Annotated in this window: 13 protein-coding genes; 2 read left to right on the forward strand and 11 right to left on the reverse strand. The window is 68.4% G+C overall.

The features are described from left to right. Window positions 1–36: 36 nt before the first annotated feature. Genes G6N60_RS18795 through G6N60_RS18805 form a run of 3 tightly spaced genes read right to left on the reverse strand, consistent with a single transcriptional unit; the run spans window position 37 to window position 1432 of the window. Window positions 37–519: a DUF5130 domain-containing protein gene (locus G6N60_RS18795; protein WP_163740077.1), complete on the reverse strand. Its 483-nt coding sequence runs from the start codon at window positions 517–519 to the stop codon at window positions 37–39. Continuing rightward, window positions 506–727 carry an aa3-type cytochrome oxidase subunit CtaJ gene (ctaJ, locus tag G6N60_RS18800; protein ID WP_163740079.1) on the reverse strand — a complete coding sequence of 74 codons (222 nt, stop codon included), beginning with the start codon at window positions 725–727 and terminating at the stop codon, window positions 506–508. The genes G6N60_RS18795 and ctaJ overlap by 14 nt, the downstream gene beginning before the upstream one ends. Before the next feature lie 60 nt (window positions 728–787). Next, on the reverse strand, window positions 788–1432 hold the full coding sequence (locus G6N60_RS18805) for an HNH endonuclease (protein ID WP_163740081.1): 645 nt from the start codon (window positions 1430–1432) through the stop codon (window positions 788–790). A 156-nt stretch (window positions 1433–1588) separates the two neighbouring features. Here G6N60_RS18805 and G6N60_RS18810 point away from each other — a divergent pair, with 156 nt between their 5' ends. Next, window positions 1589–1993 carry a globin gene (locus tag G6N60_RS18810; RefSeq protein WP_179969712.1) on the forward strand — a complete coding sequence of 135 codons (405 nt, stop codon included), beginning with the start codon at window positions 1589–1591 and terminating at the stop codon, window positions 1991–1993. Window positions 1994–2014: 21 nt separating this feature from the next. Beyond that, entirely contained in the window at window positions 2015–3586 is a 1572-nt protein-coding gene (locus tag G6N60_RS18815) for a glycoside hydrolase family 13 protein (RefSeq protein WP_246240841.1), read from the forward strand. Here the strand turns inward: G6N60_RS18815 and G6N60_RS18820 are convergent. The 8 genes from G6N60_RS18820 to G6N60_RS18855 all read right to left on the reverse strand — a co-directional run bounded on the left by G6N60_RS18820 (window position 3583) and on the right by G6N60_RS18855 (window position 17523). Next, on the reverse strand, window positions 3583–4263 hold the full coding sequence (locus G6N60_RS18820) for a DUF8010 domain-containing protein (protein ID WP_163740086.1): 681 nt from the start codon (window positions 4261–4263) through the stop codon (window positions 3583–3585). The genes G6N60_RS18815 and G6N60_RS18820 overlap by 4 nt on opposite strands. 36 nt (window positions 4264–4299) lie before the next feature. Beyond that, complete coding sequence (locus G6N60_RS18825; RefSeq protein WP_163740089.1) at window positions 4300–4713, reverse strand: acyl-CoA thioesterase; 414 nt, start codon at window positions 4711–4713, stop codon at window positions 4300–4302. Next, the gene (locus tag G6N60_RS18830) at window positions 4710–9593 is read right to left on the reverse strand and encodes an NAD-glutamate dehydrogenase (RefSeq protein WP_163740091.1); all 4884 of its coding nucleotides are present in this window, start codon (window positions 9591–9593) and stop codon (window positions 4710–4712) included. The genes G6N60_RS18825 and G6N60_RS18830 overlap by 4 nt, the downstream gene beginning before the upstream one ends. A 94-nt stretch (window positions 9594–9687) precedes the next feature. Beyond that, the gene (ettA, locus tag G6N60_RS18835) at window positions 9688–11361 is read right to left on the reverse strand and encodes an energy-dependent translational throttle protein EttA (RefSeq protein ID WP_163740093.1); all 1674 of its coding nucleotides are present in this window, start codon (window positions 11359–11361) and stop codon (window positions 9688–9690) included. A 49-nt stretch (window positions 11362–11410) separates the two neighbouring features. Then, window positions 11411–11881: a single-stranded DNA-binding protein gene (gene ssb / locus G6N60_RS18840; RefSeq protein WP_163740096.1), complete on the reverse strand. Its 471-nt coding sequence runs from the start codon at window positions 11879–11881 to the stop codon at window positions 11411–11413. Between the two features lie 154 nt (window positions 11882–12035). Then, on the reverse strand, window positions 12036–14375 hold the full coding sequence (locus G6N60_RS18845; protein ID WP_163740098.1) for a glycerol-3-phosphate 1-O-acyltransferase: 2340 nt from the start codon (window positions 14373–14375) through the stop codon (window positions 12036–12038). Beyond that, window positions 14372–16033: an HAD-IB family hydrolase/lysophospholipid acyltransferase family protein gene (locus tag G6N60_RS18850; RefSeq protein WP_163740100.1), complete on the reverse strand. Its 1662-nt coding sequence runs from the start codon at window positions 16031–16033 to the stop codon at window positions 14372–14374. Before G6N60_RS18850 ends, G6N60_RS18845 begins: the two co-directional genes overlap by 4 nt. Continuing rightward, window positions 16030–17523, reverse strand: coding sequence for a wax ester/triacylglycerol synthase family O-acyltransferase (locus G6N60_RS18855; protein WP_163740102.1), 1494 nt, complete (start codon window positions 17521–17523; stop codon window positions 16030–16032). Before G6N60_RS18855 ends, G6N60_RS18850 begins: the two co-directional genes overlap by 4 nt. Between the last annotated feature and the right edge of the window lie 9 nt (window positions 17524–17532).

Consider the following 17532-nt stretch of genomic DNA (forward strand, 5'->3'; position numbering starts at 1 on the left):
CACGGCGCGGCAATTCTGCGCGCCCGAACGGGCCGGCTAGCGGGGTGAGACTCCCGCGCTGAGCACGCGAACGGCGCTGATCAGACCGTCCATGAGGTTGCCCTCCTGGAACGACGCGGCAGCCGCCGACACGCCCAGTGGCGCGGCCTCCTCGATGCCGCGGCCCTTGACCTCCGAGCCGTAGACCACCTCGATCGCCCGCTGATTCGGCGAGACCGCGAGCAGCACCGCGTTGTCGGGGGTCGGCACCTTGGCCAGGATGTCGCGCGCCGTCGCGGCGGTGTCGGCTCCCAGGTCCCCCAGATACACCGCGAACCGTGCCTTGGCGGCGCGCGAGCCGTACTTCAGCGCGTCGTCGAGCACGACGAGGTCCTTGACGGGGAAGGGGTAGTGCACCGACAGCTCGCCGGGCTCGGTTACCGCCGAGATCCGGCCGCTCGCGGTGTACGCATAGCCGTAGGGCAGCGCTTCCGCAGAGGCCTTGGCTACCTCGGTCGGATGATCGCTACCAGCGGCCACTTGCGCCACCTCCCACCGTCAGATGCGCACCGTGTCCGTGATCGGCCGGCTCGTCGGATGCCCAGAGGATCGGCGCGTGCGTCCACTCCTCGGTCATCTGGTACGTCTTGGGGTGCGGGCCCCTGCGCCGGAAGATCAGCACGGCCAGCACCAGGGTCAACAGCAGCGGCACCCCGCCGAGGAGCGAATGAGTAAGTGCGATGCTCACGCCGCAAACCGTATCAGCAATGGTCTCGACGAGCGCCGGTGTGCGGAGCCAACGGCCCGGTCAGGCCGCACCCTCGCCCAGATAGCGCACCCAGGCCGGGTCGAGCTCCTTGATCGAGGACAGCAGCCGCCAATGCTGCCCCTTCGGCGGGAGGGGCGTCGACCGCAGCGTCCAGCCCAACTCGGCGAGGAGCCTATCGGCCTTGCGGTGATTGCAATTGGCGCACGCGGCAACGCAATTCTCCCAGGTGTGACCGCCCCCGCGGCTGCGCGGCACCACGTGGTCGACGGTGTCGGCCTTGGCCCCGCAGTACGCGCAGCGGAACCGGTCGCGGTGCATCAGGGCGGCCCGGGTCATCGGTACCCGGGCCCGGTACGGCACCCGCACGAAGGAGCGCAGCCGGATCACCGACGGCAGCACGATCGCGCGCGTCGCGGAGTGGATGACCGGTCCGCTGGGGTCGGCGTGCACGACGTCGGCCTTGCCGCACAGCAGCATCACCACCGCCCGCCGCGCGGGCAGCGCAGCCAGCGGTTCGTAGGTGGAGTTCAGGAGGAGCACCCGGCGGCGGCCCCAGACGCTGCCGTCGGCAACCGGTGGGCGGGGCTCGAGGCCGGCGAGCGGCAGGGTCTGCGCAGCAAGCACCGTTGAGCCGGTCGAACTGGCCGCGGTCAGATGTCCGCGGCTCCTCCTTCGCTGCGACATGTGTCCTCCGAGACACAGTGCACCACGGATCGCCGACGATCGCACGACAATTCCGGGCGAGTCCGCTGGTCGCTCCGATGAACATCAGATGACGCGGGCCGCCCGCGGGTGCCGAAGCCCCGCCCCGGTGGCCCCGCCGGAGCGCACCGGAGAACAATGGGGCCCGTGACGGAGCAACCCCGGTCGTTCTACGACGAAGTCGGCGGCGCCGAGACGTTCCGGACCATCGTGTCGACGTTCTACCAACTGGTCCGCGAAGACGAGATCCTGCGGCCGCTCTATCCCGAGGACGAACTCGACGCCGCCGAGGAGCGGCTGCGGATGTTCCTCGAGCAGTACTGGGGTGGTCCACGGACCTACTCCGATCAGCGCGGGCATCCGCGGCTGCGGATGCGCCACGCGCCGTTTCGGATCGGCTTCCTGGAGCGCGACGCCTGGCTGCGCAACATGCACATCGCCGTGGCGGAGATCGACTCGGCAACCCTCGACGACGCCCACCGCGAGGTCCTCATCAATTACCTCGAGATGGCCGCGCAGTCGATGGTCAACTCGCCGTTCTGAATTCCGGCATGATGGGTGAGCGTGACCAACTCCCCCGTCTCCCCGTGGTGGTCGGACGCCGTCTTCTACCAGGTCTATCCGCGGTCGTTTCGCGACGGCAACGGCGACGGCGTCGGTGACCTCGATGGCGTCGTCGAGCACCTCGACCACCTGAGCAACCTCGGCGTCGACGCGATCTGGCTGAATCCGGTGACGGTCTCGCCGATGGCCGACCACGGCTACGACGTCGCCGATCCCCGTGACGTCGACCCCCTGTTCGGCGGGCTGGGCGCCCTGGACCGCCTGGTCGAGGCCGCCCACGCCGTGGGCATCAAGGTCACGATGGATCTGGTCCCCAACCACACCAGCTCGCAGCACCCGTGGTTCCAGGCGGCGCTGGCGGCGGGTCCCGGCAGCGCACAACGCCAGCGGTACCTCTTTCGAGACGGCACCGGACCCGGCGGCATCCATCCGCCGAACAACTGGCCGTCCATCTTCGGCGGCCCGGCCTGGACCCGGGTGGTCGAGCCCGACGGCAGCCCCGGCCAGTACTACCTCCACCTGTTCGACCCGGAACAGCCCGACCTGAACTGGGAGAACCCCGAAGTCTTCGACGACCTCGAGAAGACGCTGCGGTTCTGGTTGGAGCGCGGGGTCGACGGTTTCCGCATCGACGTCGCGCACGGGATGGCCAAACCGCCGGGCCTGCCCGACATGTCCCTCACCGGCAATGCCCTGCTGCGCAACAGCGACGACGACCCCCGCTTCAACAACGACGCCGTGCACGACATCCACCGCGGCATCCGCTCGGTGCTCGACGACTTCCCCGAGGCCGTGACGATCGGCGAGATCTGGGTCTTCGACAACGCCGACTTCGCGAAGTACCTGCGGCCCGACGAGTTGCACCTCGGGTTCAACTTCCGCCTGGTGCGGGCCGACTTCGACGCCACCGAGATCAAGGAAGCCATCGAGAATTCGCTCGCCGCCGCCGAGCTGGCGGGATCGCCCGCGACGTGGACACTGTCCAATCACGACGTGGAGCGCGAAGTCACCCGCTACGGAGGAGGGCCCGACGGCCTGGCGAAGGCCAGAGCCATGGCGCTGGTGCTGCTGGCGCTGCCCGGCGCGGTGTTCGTCTACAACGGCGAGGAACTCGGGCTGCCCAACGTCGAGCTGCCCGACGACGTCCTGCAGGACCCCGTGTGGGAGCGCTCCGGGTACTCCGAGCGTGGGCGCGATGGCTGCCGCGTGCCACTGCCGTGGGCCGGTGCCGCTCCCCCGTTCGACTTCTCGACCTCCCACGACGTGTGGCTGCCGATGCCCACCGAGTGGACCGATCTCACGGTCGCCGCGCAGGAGCGCGATCCCGACTCGACACTGGCGCTCTTCCGGCGGGCCATCGAATTGCGCCACGGCCGAGGGTCTTTCGGCCCAGGCGTGGAATTCCTCGAGGCACCACCCCACGTGCTGAGCTTCCGGGGCACCGACGGGGTCACGTGCGTGGTCAACACCGGGACCACACCGACCGCGCTCCCTCCGGGCGACCTGCTGATCGCGAGTGCCGCCCTCGACGACGGGCAACTGCCCCCGCAGACGGCGGCGTGGGTGCGTTAACGCAGCACGACCGCGGGGTCACCGCGCCGGCGGTACACGGTGCCGAATCGTGCGTCGACACGCAGCCAGGTCGGCAGCACCCTGACCCGGACCACCTCGTCGGGCGTCACGGACTCGGGCGCGAACTGGTCCACGGTCTTGGCCTGCGGCAGGAAACCCATTGCGGTCAAGGCGAATACGCATCGCATCGGGATGCCGACACTGACGTCGCCCGCGCTGACTGCGACGACCTCCTGATCCAGAAGCGAGGCGGGCGGCCCGTGTGCACTGCCGTACTCCTTGGCCAGCGCCACCCCGCGCTGCGCGAGATCGAGCACCACCCGGGCGGGCACGTCGTCGAGGTGGGTGAAGCCCGTCTCGGGCGGCAGCATGCCGCGCCACGCCGAATCCATCGCGAAACCGGGGTCCACGTAACCCGTCCGGTCCATCGCCGGTAGGGCCGCCGCGAGTGCGTCGGCGCCCACCGACATGTCCGCGGGCGTGATGCGACCGCCGACGACGCGACTGGCCAGAACGTCGAAACCCGTTGCCAGCCATGCCACGACCTGGCGTTCACCCCGAGCGCGCAGCCGGATGACGCCGGTGTCGTCGAGGCGCATCGCGCGCTCGACGAACGTCGCCAGATCCTCCCGATGTGCGGCATCGTCGAGCCACAGACCGCGCTCGCCGGTGCTCACGCGCTCATCGCCAACTTCTGCTCTTCGCGCAAGCGCTCATCGCTGGTACCGCTGGAGGTACTCCCGGTGGTGCGGCGCCAACCGGACCAGCCGCTGATCGGCGATGTGGAACGCCGCCAGCTGCGACTCCCCGATCACCGCCGGCTTGGAGTCGGGGTCGGCCAAGGCGGACCGCACCTCGTAGCCCAGCGTGAAGTCGACCGCACGCAGCCGATTCACCCAAATGGTCACCTGCAGAGGCGAATCCGCGAGCCGCAACTGGCCCTTGTAGATCACGCGCACCTCGGCGATCAACAGCCCGATCGTGTCGAAGTCGTTGGCGAACGGCTCGGTGAGGAACGGCACGCGTGCCTCTTCGAGGATCGTCACCATGGTGCCGTGGTTGACGTGCTGGTACATGTCGATGTCCGACCAGCGCACCGGCACCGGGGTCGTGAACCGTTCGGTCACCCCGTCGTTCCCGTCCCGCTGGTCCGCGTCATGCTCCTGAGCTGACGCGCCGCCACCGACAGCGTCGCCAGATCCTTGTCGCCGTCCTCGTAGATCTCGGCCAGCGTGCGACGAGCGCGGGCCAGCCGCGAACTGTTCGACAGCTCCCACTCCTCGATCTTCTGCTCCCCGGTCTCGTCCGGCTCTCCTACGGCGAGCACGTCGAAGGTCAGCGACCGCAGCGAGCCGTAGATGTCGTCGCGAATCGCCAACCGCGCCAACGAATGCCAGCGATCGTCGCGCGGCAGCCGGGAGATCGCCGTCAGGAGACTGTCGACGCCGAGGTGATCCATCAGCGTGAAGTAGGCGTCGGCCACCTCCACGACGTCGCGCTCGACGATGTCGGAGATGTCGATGACGTCGAGCAGGCTGAACTGGTACAGCCCGGTGGCGACCATCATCGCCAGGTCCTCCGAGACGCCCTGGGCGGCGAACTCACCAGAGTCCTTCGCCACGATGGCGCGGTCGTCGCCCCGCAGCCACTCCGACATCCGCGGCGTCAGCTCGGCCACCGTGGCGGCGAACCGATTGACCTCGGCGCCGACGGCCAGCGGCTGGGGCCGGTAGTTCAGCAGCCACCTGGCCGCCCGGTCGATCAGCCGGCGCAGGTCCAGGGTCATGCGATCGGTCACCGCGACGGGCGCGCCCGCCTCACCCGCCGCGCGGATCTGGCGCCAGACGTCGCCGACCCGGAAGATCTCGTCGGTGGCGACGTAGGCGCGCACCGCGTCCACGGGTCCGACGCCGACGTCTTCGCAGACCCGGTACGCGTAGGTGATGCCCGCGGTGTCGACCAGGTCGTTCACCAGCATCGTGGTGACGATCTCGCGGCGCAGCTGGTGCGTGCGAATCTCGGCGCCGAAGCGATCGCGCAGCTGGTGGGGGAAGTACTCGGGCAGCCGCGCGGCGAACACCTCCTGATCGGGCACCTCGCTGGCCAGCAGCTCGTCCTTGAGCGCCAGCTTCACGTACGCCATCAGGGTGGAGAGCTCCGGCGAGGTCAGTCCCAGCCCCAGTTCGGTGCGTCGGCGAATCTCCTTGTCGGTGGGCAGCGCCTCCAGTTCGCGGTTGAGGCCGCGCTCGGCGACGAGGCCCTTGATCTGACGGGCGTGCACCGTCAGCAACCCGGCGGCGTTCGCGCGGCTGGTACCCATCAGATCGTTCTGCGCGGCGTTGTCGTCCAACACAAGTGAGCCGACCTCGTCGGTCATCGACATCAGCAGCGGCGTGCGCTCCTCGACGCTCACCTGACCGCCCGTGACGAGGGAGTCGACGAGGATCTTGATGTTCACCTCGTGGTCCGAGCAGTCGACGCCCGCGGAGTTGTCCAGCGCGTCGGTGTTGACGTGGCCGCCGTTGAGCTCGAACTCGATGCGACCGCGCTGCGTCACACCGAGGTTGCCGCCCTCGCCGATCACCTTGGCGCGCAACTGATTTCCGTTCACGCGCACCGGGTCGTTGGCACGGTCGCCGACGTCGGCGTCGGACTCGGTCTCGGCCTTGACGTAGGTGCCGATGCCGCCGTTCCAGAACAGGTCGACCGGGGCCTGCAGAATCGCCTTCATCAGCGCCGGGGGCGTCATCTCCTCGACGTCGTCGACGAGTCCGAGCGCGGCGCGCACCTGCGGGCTGATCGGGATCGACTTGTGCTCGCGGCTGTAGACGCCGCCGCCCTCGCTGATCAGGCTCCGGTCGTAGTCGTCCCAACTGGACCGGGGCAGCGCGAACATGCGGTCGCGTTCGGCCCACGACGCCGCCGCGTCGGGGTTGGGGTCGAGGAACACGTGGCGGTGGTCGAAGGCCGCGATGAGCCGAATGTGCTTGGACAGCAACATCCCATTGCCGAACACGTCACCGCTCATGTCGCCGACGCCGACGACGGTGAAGTCCTCGGTCTGCGTGTCGACGCCCATCTCGCGGAAGTGCCGCCGCACCGATTCCCAGGCGCCCTTGGCAGTGATGCCCATCGCCTTGTGGTCATAACCGACCGATCCACCGGAGGCGAACGCGTCGCCGAGCCAGAAGCCGTAGGACTTGGCGACGTCGTTGGCGATGTCGGAGAACGTCGCGGTGCCCTTGTCCGCGGCGACCACCAGGTAGGCGTCGTCGCCGTCGCGCCGGACCACCCCGTCGGGAGGCGTGACGACGCCGGTCGTCGTGTCGACGTTGTCGGTCACGTCGAGCAGCCCGGAGATGAACAAGCGGTAGCAGGCGACGCCCTCGGCGCGCTGCGCGTCCCGGTCGGCGGCGGCGTCGCCGGTAGGAACGGGCGGGTTCTTCGGGACGAAGCCACCCTTCGCACCCACGGGCACGATGACGGCGTTCTTCACCGCCTGCGCCTTGACCAGGCCCAGGATCTCGGTGCGGAAGTCCTCGCGGCGATCCGACCACCGCAGGCCCCCGCGGGCGACGAAACCGAACCGCAGGTGCACGCCCTCGACGCGCGGCGAGTAGACGAAGATCTCGAACTTCGGTCGCGGCAAGGGCAATTCGTCGATCAGGCCCGGATTCATCTTGATCGACAACACGTCCTGGCTGCGCGCCGACCCGGGGCTGGTGACGAAGTAGTTGGTGCGCAGCGTCGCCTGAATCATCGACGCGAATGCCCGCAGCACCCGGTCGGTGTCGAGGCTGACGAGGGCGTCGATGTCCTGTGCGACCACGGTCGCCGCCGCCGAGGCATCGCCCTTCCTGTCGGTCCCGGCCTCGGAGTCGCCGGGATCGAAGAGCGCCTCGAACAGCTCGACCAGCGCCCGTGCCGTTCCGGCGTTGTCGTTGACGACCGTCTCGATGTGGGACTGGCTGTACGGAAAACCAGCCTGCCGCAAGTACTTTGCGTAGCTCCGCAGCACGGTGACCTGCTGCCAGGTGAGACCGGCGCGCAGGACCAGCTCGTTGAAGCGGTCGATCTCGACGCGACCGTGCCAGATCGCGGTGACGGCGTCGGCGAACCGCATCGCGGTGGCCTCCCGCTCGACGGCGTCCTGCTCCTCGCGGATGGAGTGGTGCGTCGAGATCTTGAACTGGTAGATCCAGACCGGCACGCCGTCGGCCCTCGTCACCGAGAACGGACGTTCCTCCAGCACCACGACGCCCATGCACTGCAGCATCGGAAGCAGCACGCTCAACGACGCCGAGCGGCCCGCGAGGTACCACGTGAGGTTGGCGGGTTGTCCTTCGCCACCGTCGGCGTACACCAGTTTGACCGAATCATCGTGCAGCTCTTCGATGATCGCGATGTCACCGATCGCGTCGTGCGGCGAGAACGCCTGGCGGTAGACCTCGGGAAACGCCACCGAGTAGTGCTCGGCGTTCGCGCGGCTGATCGCACCGGTCCGCACCGCCCCCATCAACCGGTCACCCCAGGTGCGCGCGGCCTCGGTCAGCAGGTTCTGAATCCGGTCCTCGTTCTCCAGCGACGTGTCCACGTCGCTGGCCGGGGTGCCCGCCGGCAGCCGAACCGTGAAGTGCACGACCGCCCAAGGTGATTCACTGACGCGCGCGGTGTACTCGATGCTCTCGCCGTGGAGTTCGCGGACCAGGATGTCCTGCATCTCGAGCCGGACGACGGTCGTGTACCGGTCGCGGGGCAGGTAGACCAGGCACGACACGTAGTGCGACAGCTGATCGGTGCGCAGGAACAGCAGGGCCCGGCGACGGGAGCCGAGATCGACGACCGCGGTGGCCATGTCGAGCAGTTGCCTGGCCGTGAGGGAGAACAGTTCCGAACGCGGAATCGTCTGGATGATGTCGAGGGTGAGCTGGCCGGGGTGGCTGTTGTCGCCGTGCGACAGCGCCAACGCCTCGTGGACCCGACGCGAGATGAGCGGGATCTCTAGGACATTGGCGTTCGACGCCGCGACCGTGAAGAGGCCGACGAACCGATGCTCGACGGCAGCGGTCTGACCCGGCAGCGTCTGGCGGACCACGACGATGTGCGGATGCGCGCCGTAGCGCAGGTAGCTCGGCATGGTCGCCTGGGCCAGCACCAGCAGATCGTCGGGCGAGGTAAGCGGCGGAAAGACGTCGGTGCGCAGGCGGAGCACGCCAAGCCGGCTGGTGGGGTCGACCGTAGCCACGCCGTCGTCGACCGTGCAGCGCTGATAGCCGAGGAGCACGAAGTGCCCGTCGGCCAGCCAGCGCAGCAGTGCCGCGGCGTCCCTGCGGTCGTAGGACGGGAAGTGCCCGTCGCGGTCGGAGTCCATCGTGCTGGCCAAGACCACGAGCGACGCGTTCAACGCCGCGTCGTCGAGGGCGACCTGACGGGCGTCGGCGAGGACGTTCGGCAGCAGGGCTGCGGCCTCGGCGACGGCCGCGTCGTCCGCAGAGGGTGCGAGCTCCACGTGGATCCACGCTTCGTCGACCCCGTCGACGGGCGCCTCGGGGTCCGACGAGGGATGGACGTCGAGCAACTCTCCCGCCGGATTCCGGCGAACCCGGAACACCGGGTTCATGATCGCGGTGTACGCGACGCCGAGCCGGTGCAGCAGCACCGTGACGGTGTCCATCAGCATCGCGCTCTGATCGGTCACGATCTGGATGGCGGGGCCGATGCCGCTGGCGTCGTCGGCCGCGTAGACCTGCACCTTGGTATCGCCGGTGGATCGCCGGCGTCCGACCTCCGCGTGCGCCTCGAGCAGTTCGGGCGGAACCGCCCGACCCGAGAGGTCCAGCGGCATCGTGATCGAGGTGTCGGCGGCGGCGGCGTCGCCATGCGGGCCCTGGTGGGTGGCGAGATACGCCCTGGCCAGGTCCCCGGCGGGTCCGGTGTCCAGCACCGCCGTCTTGGTGTGTCCGTGGTCGCGCTGCGGGCCTGGAAACCCAGGATTCGCCGTCGTCATGCCGATCGCTCCTGACTCACATCCGCGTCCCCACGCTGGCACGCCGATGTGACACTAGTTGCCCCCGGGGGTGCTCCGGCTCACCTCCGGCGGATCAGTCGCGAGTGAGCCTGCGGTGAGTGACGCGGTGCGGCCGGGCGGCGTCCGCACCCAGCCGCTCGAGCTTGTTCTCCTCGTAGCCGCCGAAGTTGCCCTCGAACCAGAACCACTTGGCCTCGTTGTCGTCGTCGCCCTCCCACGCCAGGATGTGGGTGCACGTGCGGTCCAGGAACCACCGGTCGTGAGAGATGACCACCGCGCACCCGGGGAACTGCTGCAGCGCGTTCTCCAGCGAGCTGAGCGTCTCCACGTCCAGGTCGTTGGTGGGCTCGTCGAGCAGGATCAGGTTGCCACCCTCCTTGAGGGTGAGCGCCAGGTTCAGACGGTTGCGCTCGCCACCGGACAACACGCCGGCCGGCTTCTGCTGATCGGGACCCTTGAAGCCGAACGCCGAGACGTAGGCCCGGGACGGCACTTCGTTCTGCCCGACCTCGATGTAGTCCAACCCGTCGGAGACGACCTCCCACACGTTCTTCTTGGGGTCGATGCCGCCGCGGTTCTGGTCGACGTAGCTGAGCTTGACGGTCTCGCCGACCTTGACGATGCCGCTGTCGGGCTGCTCCAGTCCGACGATCGTCTTGAACAGCGTCGTCTTGCCGACGCCGTTGGGACCGATCACCCCGACGATCCCGTTGCGGGGCAGCGTGAAGGACAGGTCCTTGATCAGGATGCGGCCGTCGAAGCCCTTGTCGAGGTTGGAGACGTCGACGACCTGGTTGCCCAGCCGCGGGCCGGTCGGAATCTGGATCTCCTCGAAGTCGAGCTTGCGCGTCTTCTCCGCCTCGGCGACCATCTCCTCGTAGCGTCCGAGGCGGGCCTTGTTCTTGGCCTGCCTGGCCTTGGCGCCCGACCGGACCCACGCGAGTTCCTCGGTCAACCGCTTCTGCAGCTTCTGGTCCTTGCGGCCCTGGACGGCCAAGCGCTCGGCCTTCTTCTCCAGGTACGTCGAGTAGTTGCCCTCGTACGGGTACGCGCGGCCGCGGTCGAGTTCGAGGATCCACTCGGCGACGTTGTCCAGGAAGTACCGGTCGTGGGTGACGGCGAGGATCGCACCCTTGTAGTCGGCGAGGTGGCGCTCCAGCCACAGCACGCTCTCGGCGTCCAGGTGGTTGGTGGGTTCGTCGAGCAGCAACAGGTCGGGCTCCGACAGCAGCAGCTTGCACAGCGCGACCCGACGCTTCTCGCCACCGGACAGGTGGGTGACCGGCTCGTCGGGTGGCGGGCAGCGCAGCGCGTCCATCGCCTGCTCCAGCTTGGAGTCCAGATCCCACGCGTCGGCGGCGTCCAGCTCCTCCTGCAGCTTGCCCATCTCCTCCATCAGCTCGTCGCTGTAGTCGGTGGCCATGAGCTCGGCCACCTCGTTGTAGCGATTGAGCTTGGCCTTGGCGGGCACGCCCTCCTCGACGTTCTGGCGAACGGTCTTCGCCTCGTCGAGTTGGGGCTCCTGCATCAGGATGCCGACCGTGGCGCCGTTCGCGAGGAAGGCGTCACCGTTGTTGGCCTTGTCCAAGCCAGCCATGATCTTCAAGACGCTCGACTTGCCGGCGCCGTTCGGACCGACCACGCCGATCTTGGCCCCGGGGAGGAAGTTCAGCGTGACGTCGTCCAGGATGACCTTGTCACCGTGCGCCTTGCGGACCTTCTTCATCGTGTAGATGAACTCAGCCATGCTTTGGGTATTGCCTTTCCGGTCTGCGGTTACTGCTCGACGAACCATCCTAGGCGCGCAAGCTTGCGGCCATGCCCTCAGTGGGGAGGGCCCGGTCCTGCATCGGGTCCTCGTCGGTCGGCGCGTCGGTCTCGGCGGGGTCGCTTCTGACGTCTCCGTCGGCACGCTTGCGGGCTTCGATCCGGACCGTGCTGCGGGCGACGTCGGGGCCCACGGCGAAGGCCCGCACCTCGGCCGACGAGCGTCGGTTGCCGTCGCGATCGTCGTACTCGCTCGTGTAGAGGTGACCGACCACGACGACGGGATCACCCTTGCTCAGCGTCCCGCTGACGCCGTCGACGAGCCGACCCCAACAGTTCACGTTGACGAACAGCGAGTTGCCCGCCTCCCACTCGCCCTCGGCGGTGCGGCGTCTCGAGTTGCTCGCCACCCGAAACTTGACGACCTGCTGCTCGCCGACGCGACGCAGGATCGGGTCGGTGACGATGGTTCCGACGATGAAGAACGGTGTCTCGAACACGTGCATTCCCTCCAGTGGTCCACTCGGGCAGCGCGGTCGCTGCCGTGACCAGTTGGCCTCCCGCCCCCGACGCGGACGGCCGACGCACACCGGATGAACCCGGTGCCTGTGGATGAATGACGCTCTGTGGATGAACGGCGGCGACGAGGCCCGCTCAGACGCTCTGCTCGCGCACGGCCAGCTCGCGGGCGAAGAACTGCTCGCGGGAGAACTCCTCGATCTTGCTCATGTCGTCGAGGATGCCGCGCAACTCACCCAGGAACGCCGAGCGACGCTCCTCGAGGTCGGCCGCGGGTGCCAGCAGATTCTGGTCGGCCACCACCTGCCGCGCCGTGGCGAACAGCAGCGCCGACACCGACTCGTTGCTGCGGACCCGCTCCTGAGCGACGTACTGCCGGCCGACGCCGAGTGCCAGCTGCGTCAGATCCTTCTCACCGATCTCGGGTGGGGCCCCTCGGAGCACGTCGGCGACGATCTCGTAGGCCTCGAAGAACGGCCGCAGCATGGCACCGGCGATGAGCGGCCGCTTGGCCCGCAGCAGCGCGTCCACCGCGTCGCCGCCGTCGGCGACGTGCCGCTCCCAATCGTCGTGCCATGACATCTCCTCCGCGACGTGGGATCGGAAGGCCGCGGAGTCGGCGAAGTAGAACTCGAACTTGAGGAGGTCGCGCAGTCGCATCGCCTGGGCCCAAAACGCCTGCAGCCGATCGCCTTTCGCGCGACCGGCGTAGGCGAGTGCCAGTTCGACGATCGACGTCTCGAGGAAGGCATGAATCAGGGTGTTGCGGTAGAACGCCGCCTGGTGCTCGTTCTCGGGGGCGATGCGCCACACCGGCTCTCGCCCGCCGTCGACACGCGTGACGGGGTGACCGCCGGACAGCGCGTCCACCGCCGAACGCACGCCCTCCGTGGTGCGCAACCGCAACGCGCTGTTGGTCATCGGCGTCTTCGTCCGCTGCAGATAGTCCAGCGAGTCCTGCAGCGTGTGGTGCAGCTGACGGAGGGTGAGCGCGACGCCGTTCGTCGTCAACAGCAGGGCCGACACCAAGCCGGTGGCGTTGATGGGGGTGACCCGCAGGATGCGCCAGGCCACCTCGAACGCCATCTTCTGCATGGCCAGTCGCTTCGCGGCCTCGTCCTGCGTCATCGGGCCGTTCGGCTCGCCCAGGTACTCGCGCATCGACACGGCCTCGGGGAAGCGGACGTAGATCTTCCCGTAGTTGCGCTCACCCTGCGCCTTGATGAAGTTGTAGAGCCACGACAGACTCTCGGGCGTCTTCTCCCCGCCGCGGGCGTAGGCGGCGTACTCCGCGGTCTCGTGCAGCTGGTCGAAGCTGATCGACACCGGCTGCAACAGGATGTCCTCGCTGCGCCCAGCGAGGTAGGCGTCGGCCACGTAGGCGAGCAGACCGAGCTTGGGCGGCAACATCTTTCCGGTCCGCGACCGAGTTCCCTCGATCGACCAATTGAGGTTGAAGCGCTTCTCTACGATGTAGCCGACGAACTCCTTGAGCACGTACTTGTAGGTTGGGTCGTCGAGCTTGCGGCGGATGAAGATGACCCCCGAGCGGCGCATCAGCGGGCCCAACCCGCCGAACGACAGATTGATTCCGGCGAAGGTGAACACCGGCGGCAGGCGGTTCTCCTGCATCGCGACCGGCACGATCGCCCCGTCGAGATAGGAGCGATGGGAGAACAACAGCACCGCAGGGTGCGTCTCGAGTGCGACCCTCATCGCCTCGATCTCGGCGCGGTCGTAGTCGATGTTCGGATCGAACCCGCGGCTGAAGATCGCCCGCCCGAGCGTCGGAATGAGGTCGACCGAGAAACGACTCCAACCCGTCGCGAGTTCGTCGAGCATCTTGCCCGCCGACTCCAGCGTCGCCCCGGGAATCTTGTCCAGCCCCTCGCGAAACCGGTTGGACGACAAGATCTCCGGCTTGACCAGTCGGGGCGACTTGTACTCCGGGCCAAGCAGCCGCAGTTCGACGCGGTCGATCGCCAGCTCCGCCCGCCGCATCACGAAACGCGCGAAGTCGCGGGGATTCTCGGCGACGGTGGTCTCACTCCAGCGCTGACGCAGTTCCGACACCGTCGCCGGCTCCCCCGCCACGACCCGCGCTCGCGCCGGATCCTTGCGAAGAATGCTGCGCTGCAACACCTTCGGCGGACGGTAGGTGTCCCGACCGCTGAGGAAGGACACCACCTTGGAGCGGGTGGGCAGGCCACCGGGAATCCAGAACACCCGCACCGGGACGACGGAACGACTCTCGTCGACCTCGAGCAGCTCGACCAGACGCGCGAGCGTCGCCGGCGGCGGCTCGTTCTCACTCGGCAGCTGCAGCACCTCGATGCGGGCGTCGGGGTGCTTCTCGCGCTGAGCGGCTAGCCAGTCGTCGAGCAGCTGCACTTCCGCGGCGGAGTCGACCGACGCCAGCACCAGGGCGTCGTCGGTCGGCGTGAAGCTGTGCAGCGCCTCGGCGGTGACCTTCACGGCCGTCCCTTCTTGGCCGTGTTCGGTTGCGCCGCAGCCTTTTTCGCGGGAGCCTTCTTGGCCGGCGCCTTCTTGGCGGGCGCCTTCTTCGCGGGCGCCTTCTTGGCGGGCGCCTTCGCGGCGGGTGCCTTCGCGGCCGGCGTGCCGAGACGTTCGTACAGCGGCGCACTCGGCAGGTCACCCCGGGGCCAGTCCCGTAGCGTATCGAGGTAGAGCTGGCGCACCTCGGCGATGCGTTCCTCGAGGTTCTCGGTGGTCCAATCGTCGACCGGGATCGGCGGGTAGACCGCCACGTCGACGCTGCCGGCGTTGAACGTGGTCGAGTTCCGCTCCGCGATGATCTCAGCGTTGCGAATCACGATGGGCACCAGCGGCACACCGGCCGCCATCGCGATGCGGAACGGTCCCTTCTTGAACTCGCCCACCTCGGTGGTGTCCAGACGCGTGCCCTCGGGTGCGATCAGCACCGAAATACCCTTGCGGGCAAGCTCTTCGATCTTGTGCAGGCTCTCGACAGCCGCCTTCGGATCGTCGCGGTCGATGAACGCGGCGTCCAGCACCCGGCCGACGGTTCCCATCAGCGGGTCCTTCTCGAGTTCCTTCTTGCCCACCGAGGTGAAGTTGTCGCTGATCAACCTGCCCGCGATGAACGGGTCGACCTGGTTGCGATGGTTGAACAGGAAGACCGCGGGCCGGGCGGCCTTCAGGTTCTCTTCGCCGGTGACGTTCAGGTCGATTCCGACGGCCGCCATCAACAGCCGAGTCCACGCCGAGGTGAAGAAGTTCACCCCCGTGCGACGATTGCGCGTCAGCAGGCCGACCCCGAGGGCTCCCGCCGCGGCGGGGACCAGCGAGGCGATGCCGGCCACCGTGCGCAGCTGCGCCACCGGGCTACTGCCGCTGCGGCTGTTGACCTTCAGCACCGGCCATCCACGCTTGGCGGCGACGGCCGCCAACTTGCCCGCCGGGTTCGTCGGACGCGGATTGCCGACGAGGTACATCAGCGCGACGTCCTCGTCGCCGTCGGCATAGAAGTAACTCTTGGCGAGGTCGATACCGTGGTCGGCCGAAAACGTCTGCACCGCACGCGCTTTGCCCGGCCCCCAGATGATCGGCGTCTTGACCTCACCGGTGATGCGGCCGTCGTCGTCGGTCTCGAAGACGTTGCTCAGCACGTTGTCGATGCCGAGGAATCTGGCGACCGGGTCCACCTGGACGGTCAACGCCGATGAGCTCAGCACGACGGTGTGGCCGCGCGCCTGATGGGCGCGCACCAACGCCCGCATCTCGGGATAGATCCGCTTCTGGACGTGCTGGACGAACAGCCGCTCCCCCAGTTCGTCGAGGTCGCTGATCGAGTTGCCGTGCAGCATGCGAGCGCCCTTGCCGATGAGATCCTCGAACTCCGACCGTCCGAGCTGATGGTTGAGCCCCGCCTGGACCATGCCGATGAACTCGCCGACGCTCATCTGCCCGCGGCGCAACCGATCCTGCGTCATCAGGACGCCGGTGTATCCGGCGACGAGGGTGCCGTCGAGGTCGAAGAACGCCCCCACCTCGGGGCCCTGCGGGCTCGCCTCGACCTCCGCGACCGATCCCGGCAAGCGGAGGACGACGTTGTCGCCGTGGCGGCTGTTCTGCCCGTTCTGCGAACTCATTGCGCGGCACCCTCATTGGTCGAGATGGACACCGACGTCGGCGCGATTGCCGCATCGGAGGTGAACGAGGCAGGCGTCGACCGTCCGTCGCCGCCGAGCGCGAGGACCTCGTCGAAGCCGGCTTGGAGGCATCGCGCCCACAGCGCTTCGTCGGCGATCGCCGCGCGGTCGTAACGGGTGGTGATCGTGCAGTAGCCGGCGCGCGACACCAGGACGACCATCATGGCCACCCCCGGCAGCGGCCCAATCCCGTAGTGGCGCAGGATCTTCGCACCCGCGATGAACGTATCGCCCGGGTAGATGGGCACGTTGCTCGCCTGGACGTCGGAATTGACCACCGACCCGGCCACCGACTCGAGGATGGCGTCGGGCAGCAGGCTGATCAACGGCGCCATGGCACCGACCATGTCGATGGCGCGTTCCTCGCGCTTGACCATCATCTGCTTGCGCACCTTCTGGACGCGCTTGGCCGGATCGACGACGCCGACCGGCGCGGCGAGGTTGACCCCGGCGAAACGGTTGCCCCCCGCGGGGTCGTCGTCGGAACGCAAGTTGACCGGGACGGCCATGGGCAGGGTGGCCACGGGAATGCCCTTGGCTTCGTGGTAGAGCCGCAGGGCCCCGCACAGGCCGGCGAGGTAGGCATCGTTGATGGACCCGCCCGCCGCCTTCGACGCCCGGTGCAGATCGCCGAACACGATGTCGATCGCCTCGGTGCGCGATGCCAGGCTGCGCCGGCGCAGCAACGGCGACGGGTCGGCGACCGGGCCCATCACGCGGGCGCTCGACCGCGCGTAGTTGACCACGCCGCCGACCGCGGACACCGGATCGCGGACGACCCGTCCGAGTACCGAGGCCGCGCCACCGACCGCTCCGCGCAGGCCACCCGCGAGTGAACCGGGGAGCCGGCTCAAGCCCTCCCGCATGAGGTCATTGGGCGAGAGGTCCTCGGGGATGGGGAGCGGCGCGACGTCGGCCGGTGGTGGGTCGCGTTCGAGGTCGTAGATGTTGGCAAACATCTCGATGGCGCCGACGCCGTCGGTGACGGCATGGCTGAGGTGCAGCATCGACGCCGCGGTGCCGTCGGCCAGGCCCTCGACGAGCGTTGCCGTCCAGAGCGGCCGGGAGATGTCCATGGGCGATTGCACGGCAACCTCGGCCAGGTCGAGCACCTCACGCAGTGTCCCCGGCGCGGGCACCCGCACCCGCCGGACGTGGAAGTCGATGTTGAAGTCGGGGTCGATGACCCAGCGTGGGGCCGCCGTCGGCAGCGTCGGCATGACGACCTTCTGCCGCAGGCGCAGAACCTTGCGCGACGCGTTCTCGAAGCGGGACCGGTAGCGCTCCCAGTCCGGCGCAGCGTCGAGCAGCTCGACGCCCATGATTCCCGAGCGGGTGCGCGGATTTGCCTCACCACGGTGCAGCAACTGATCGACGGCACTCAGTTCCTCGGGCAGTTCGGCCGCGTCCATCTCCGGCACGTCGGTCATCGTTTGCCG

It is taken from the genome of Mycolicibacterium madagascariense, from assembly GCF_010729665.1.
Taxonomy (GTDB): domain Bacteria; phylum Actinomycetota; class Actinomycetes; order Mycobacteriales; family Mycobacteriaceae; genus Mycobacterium; species Mycobacterium madagascariense.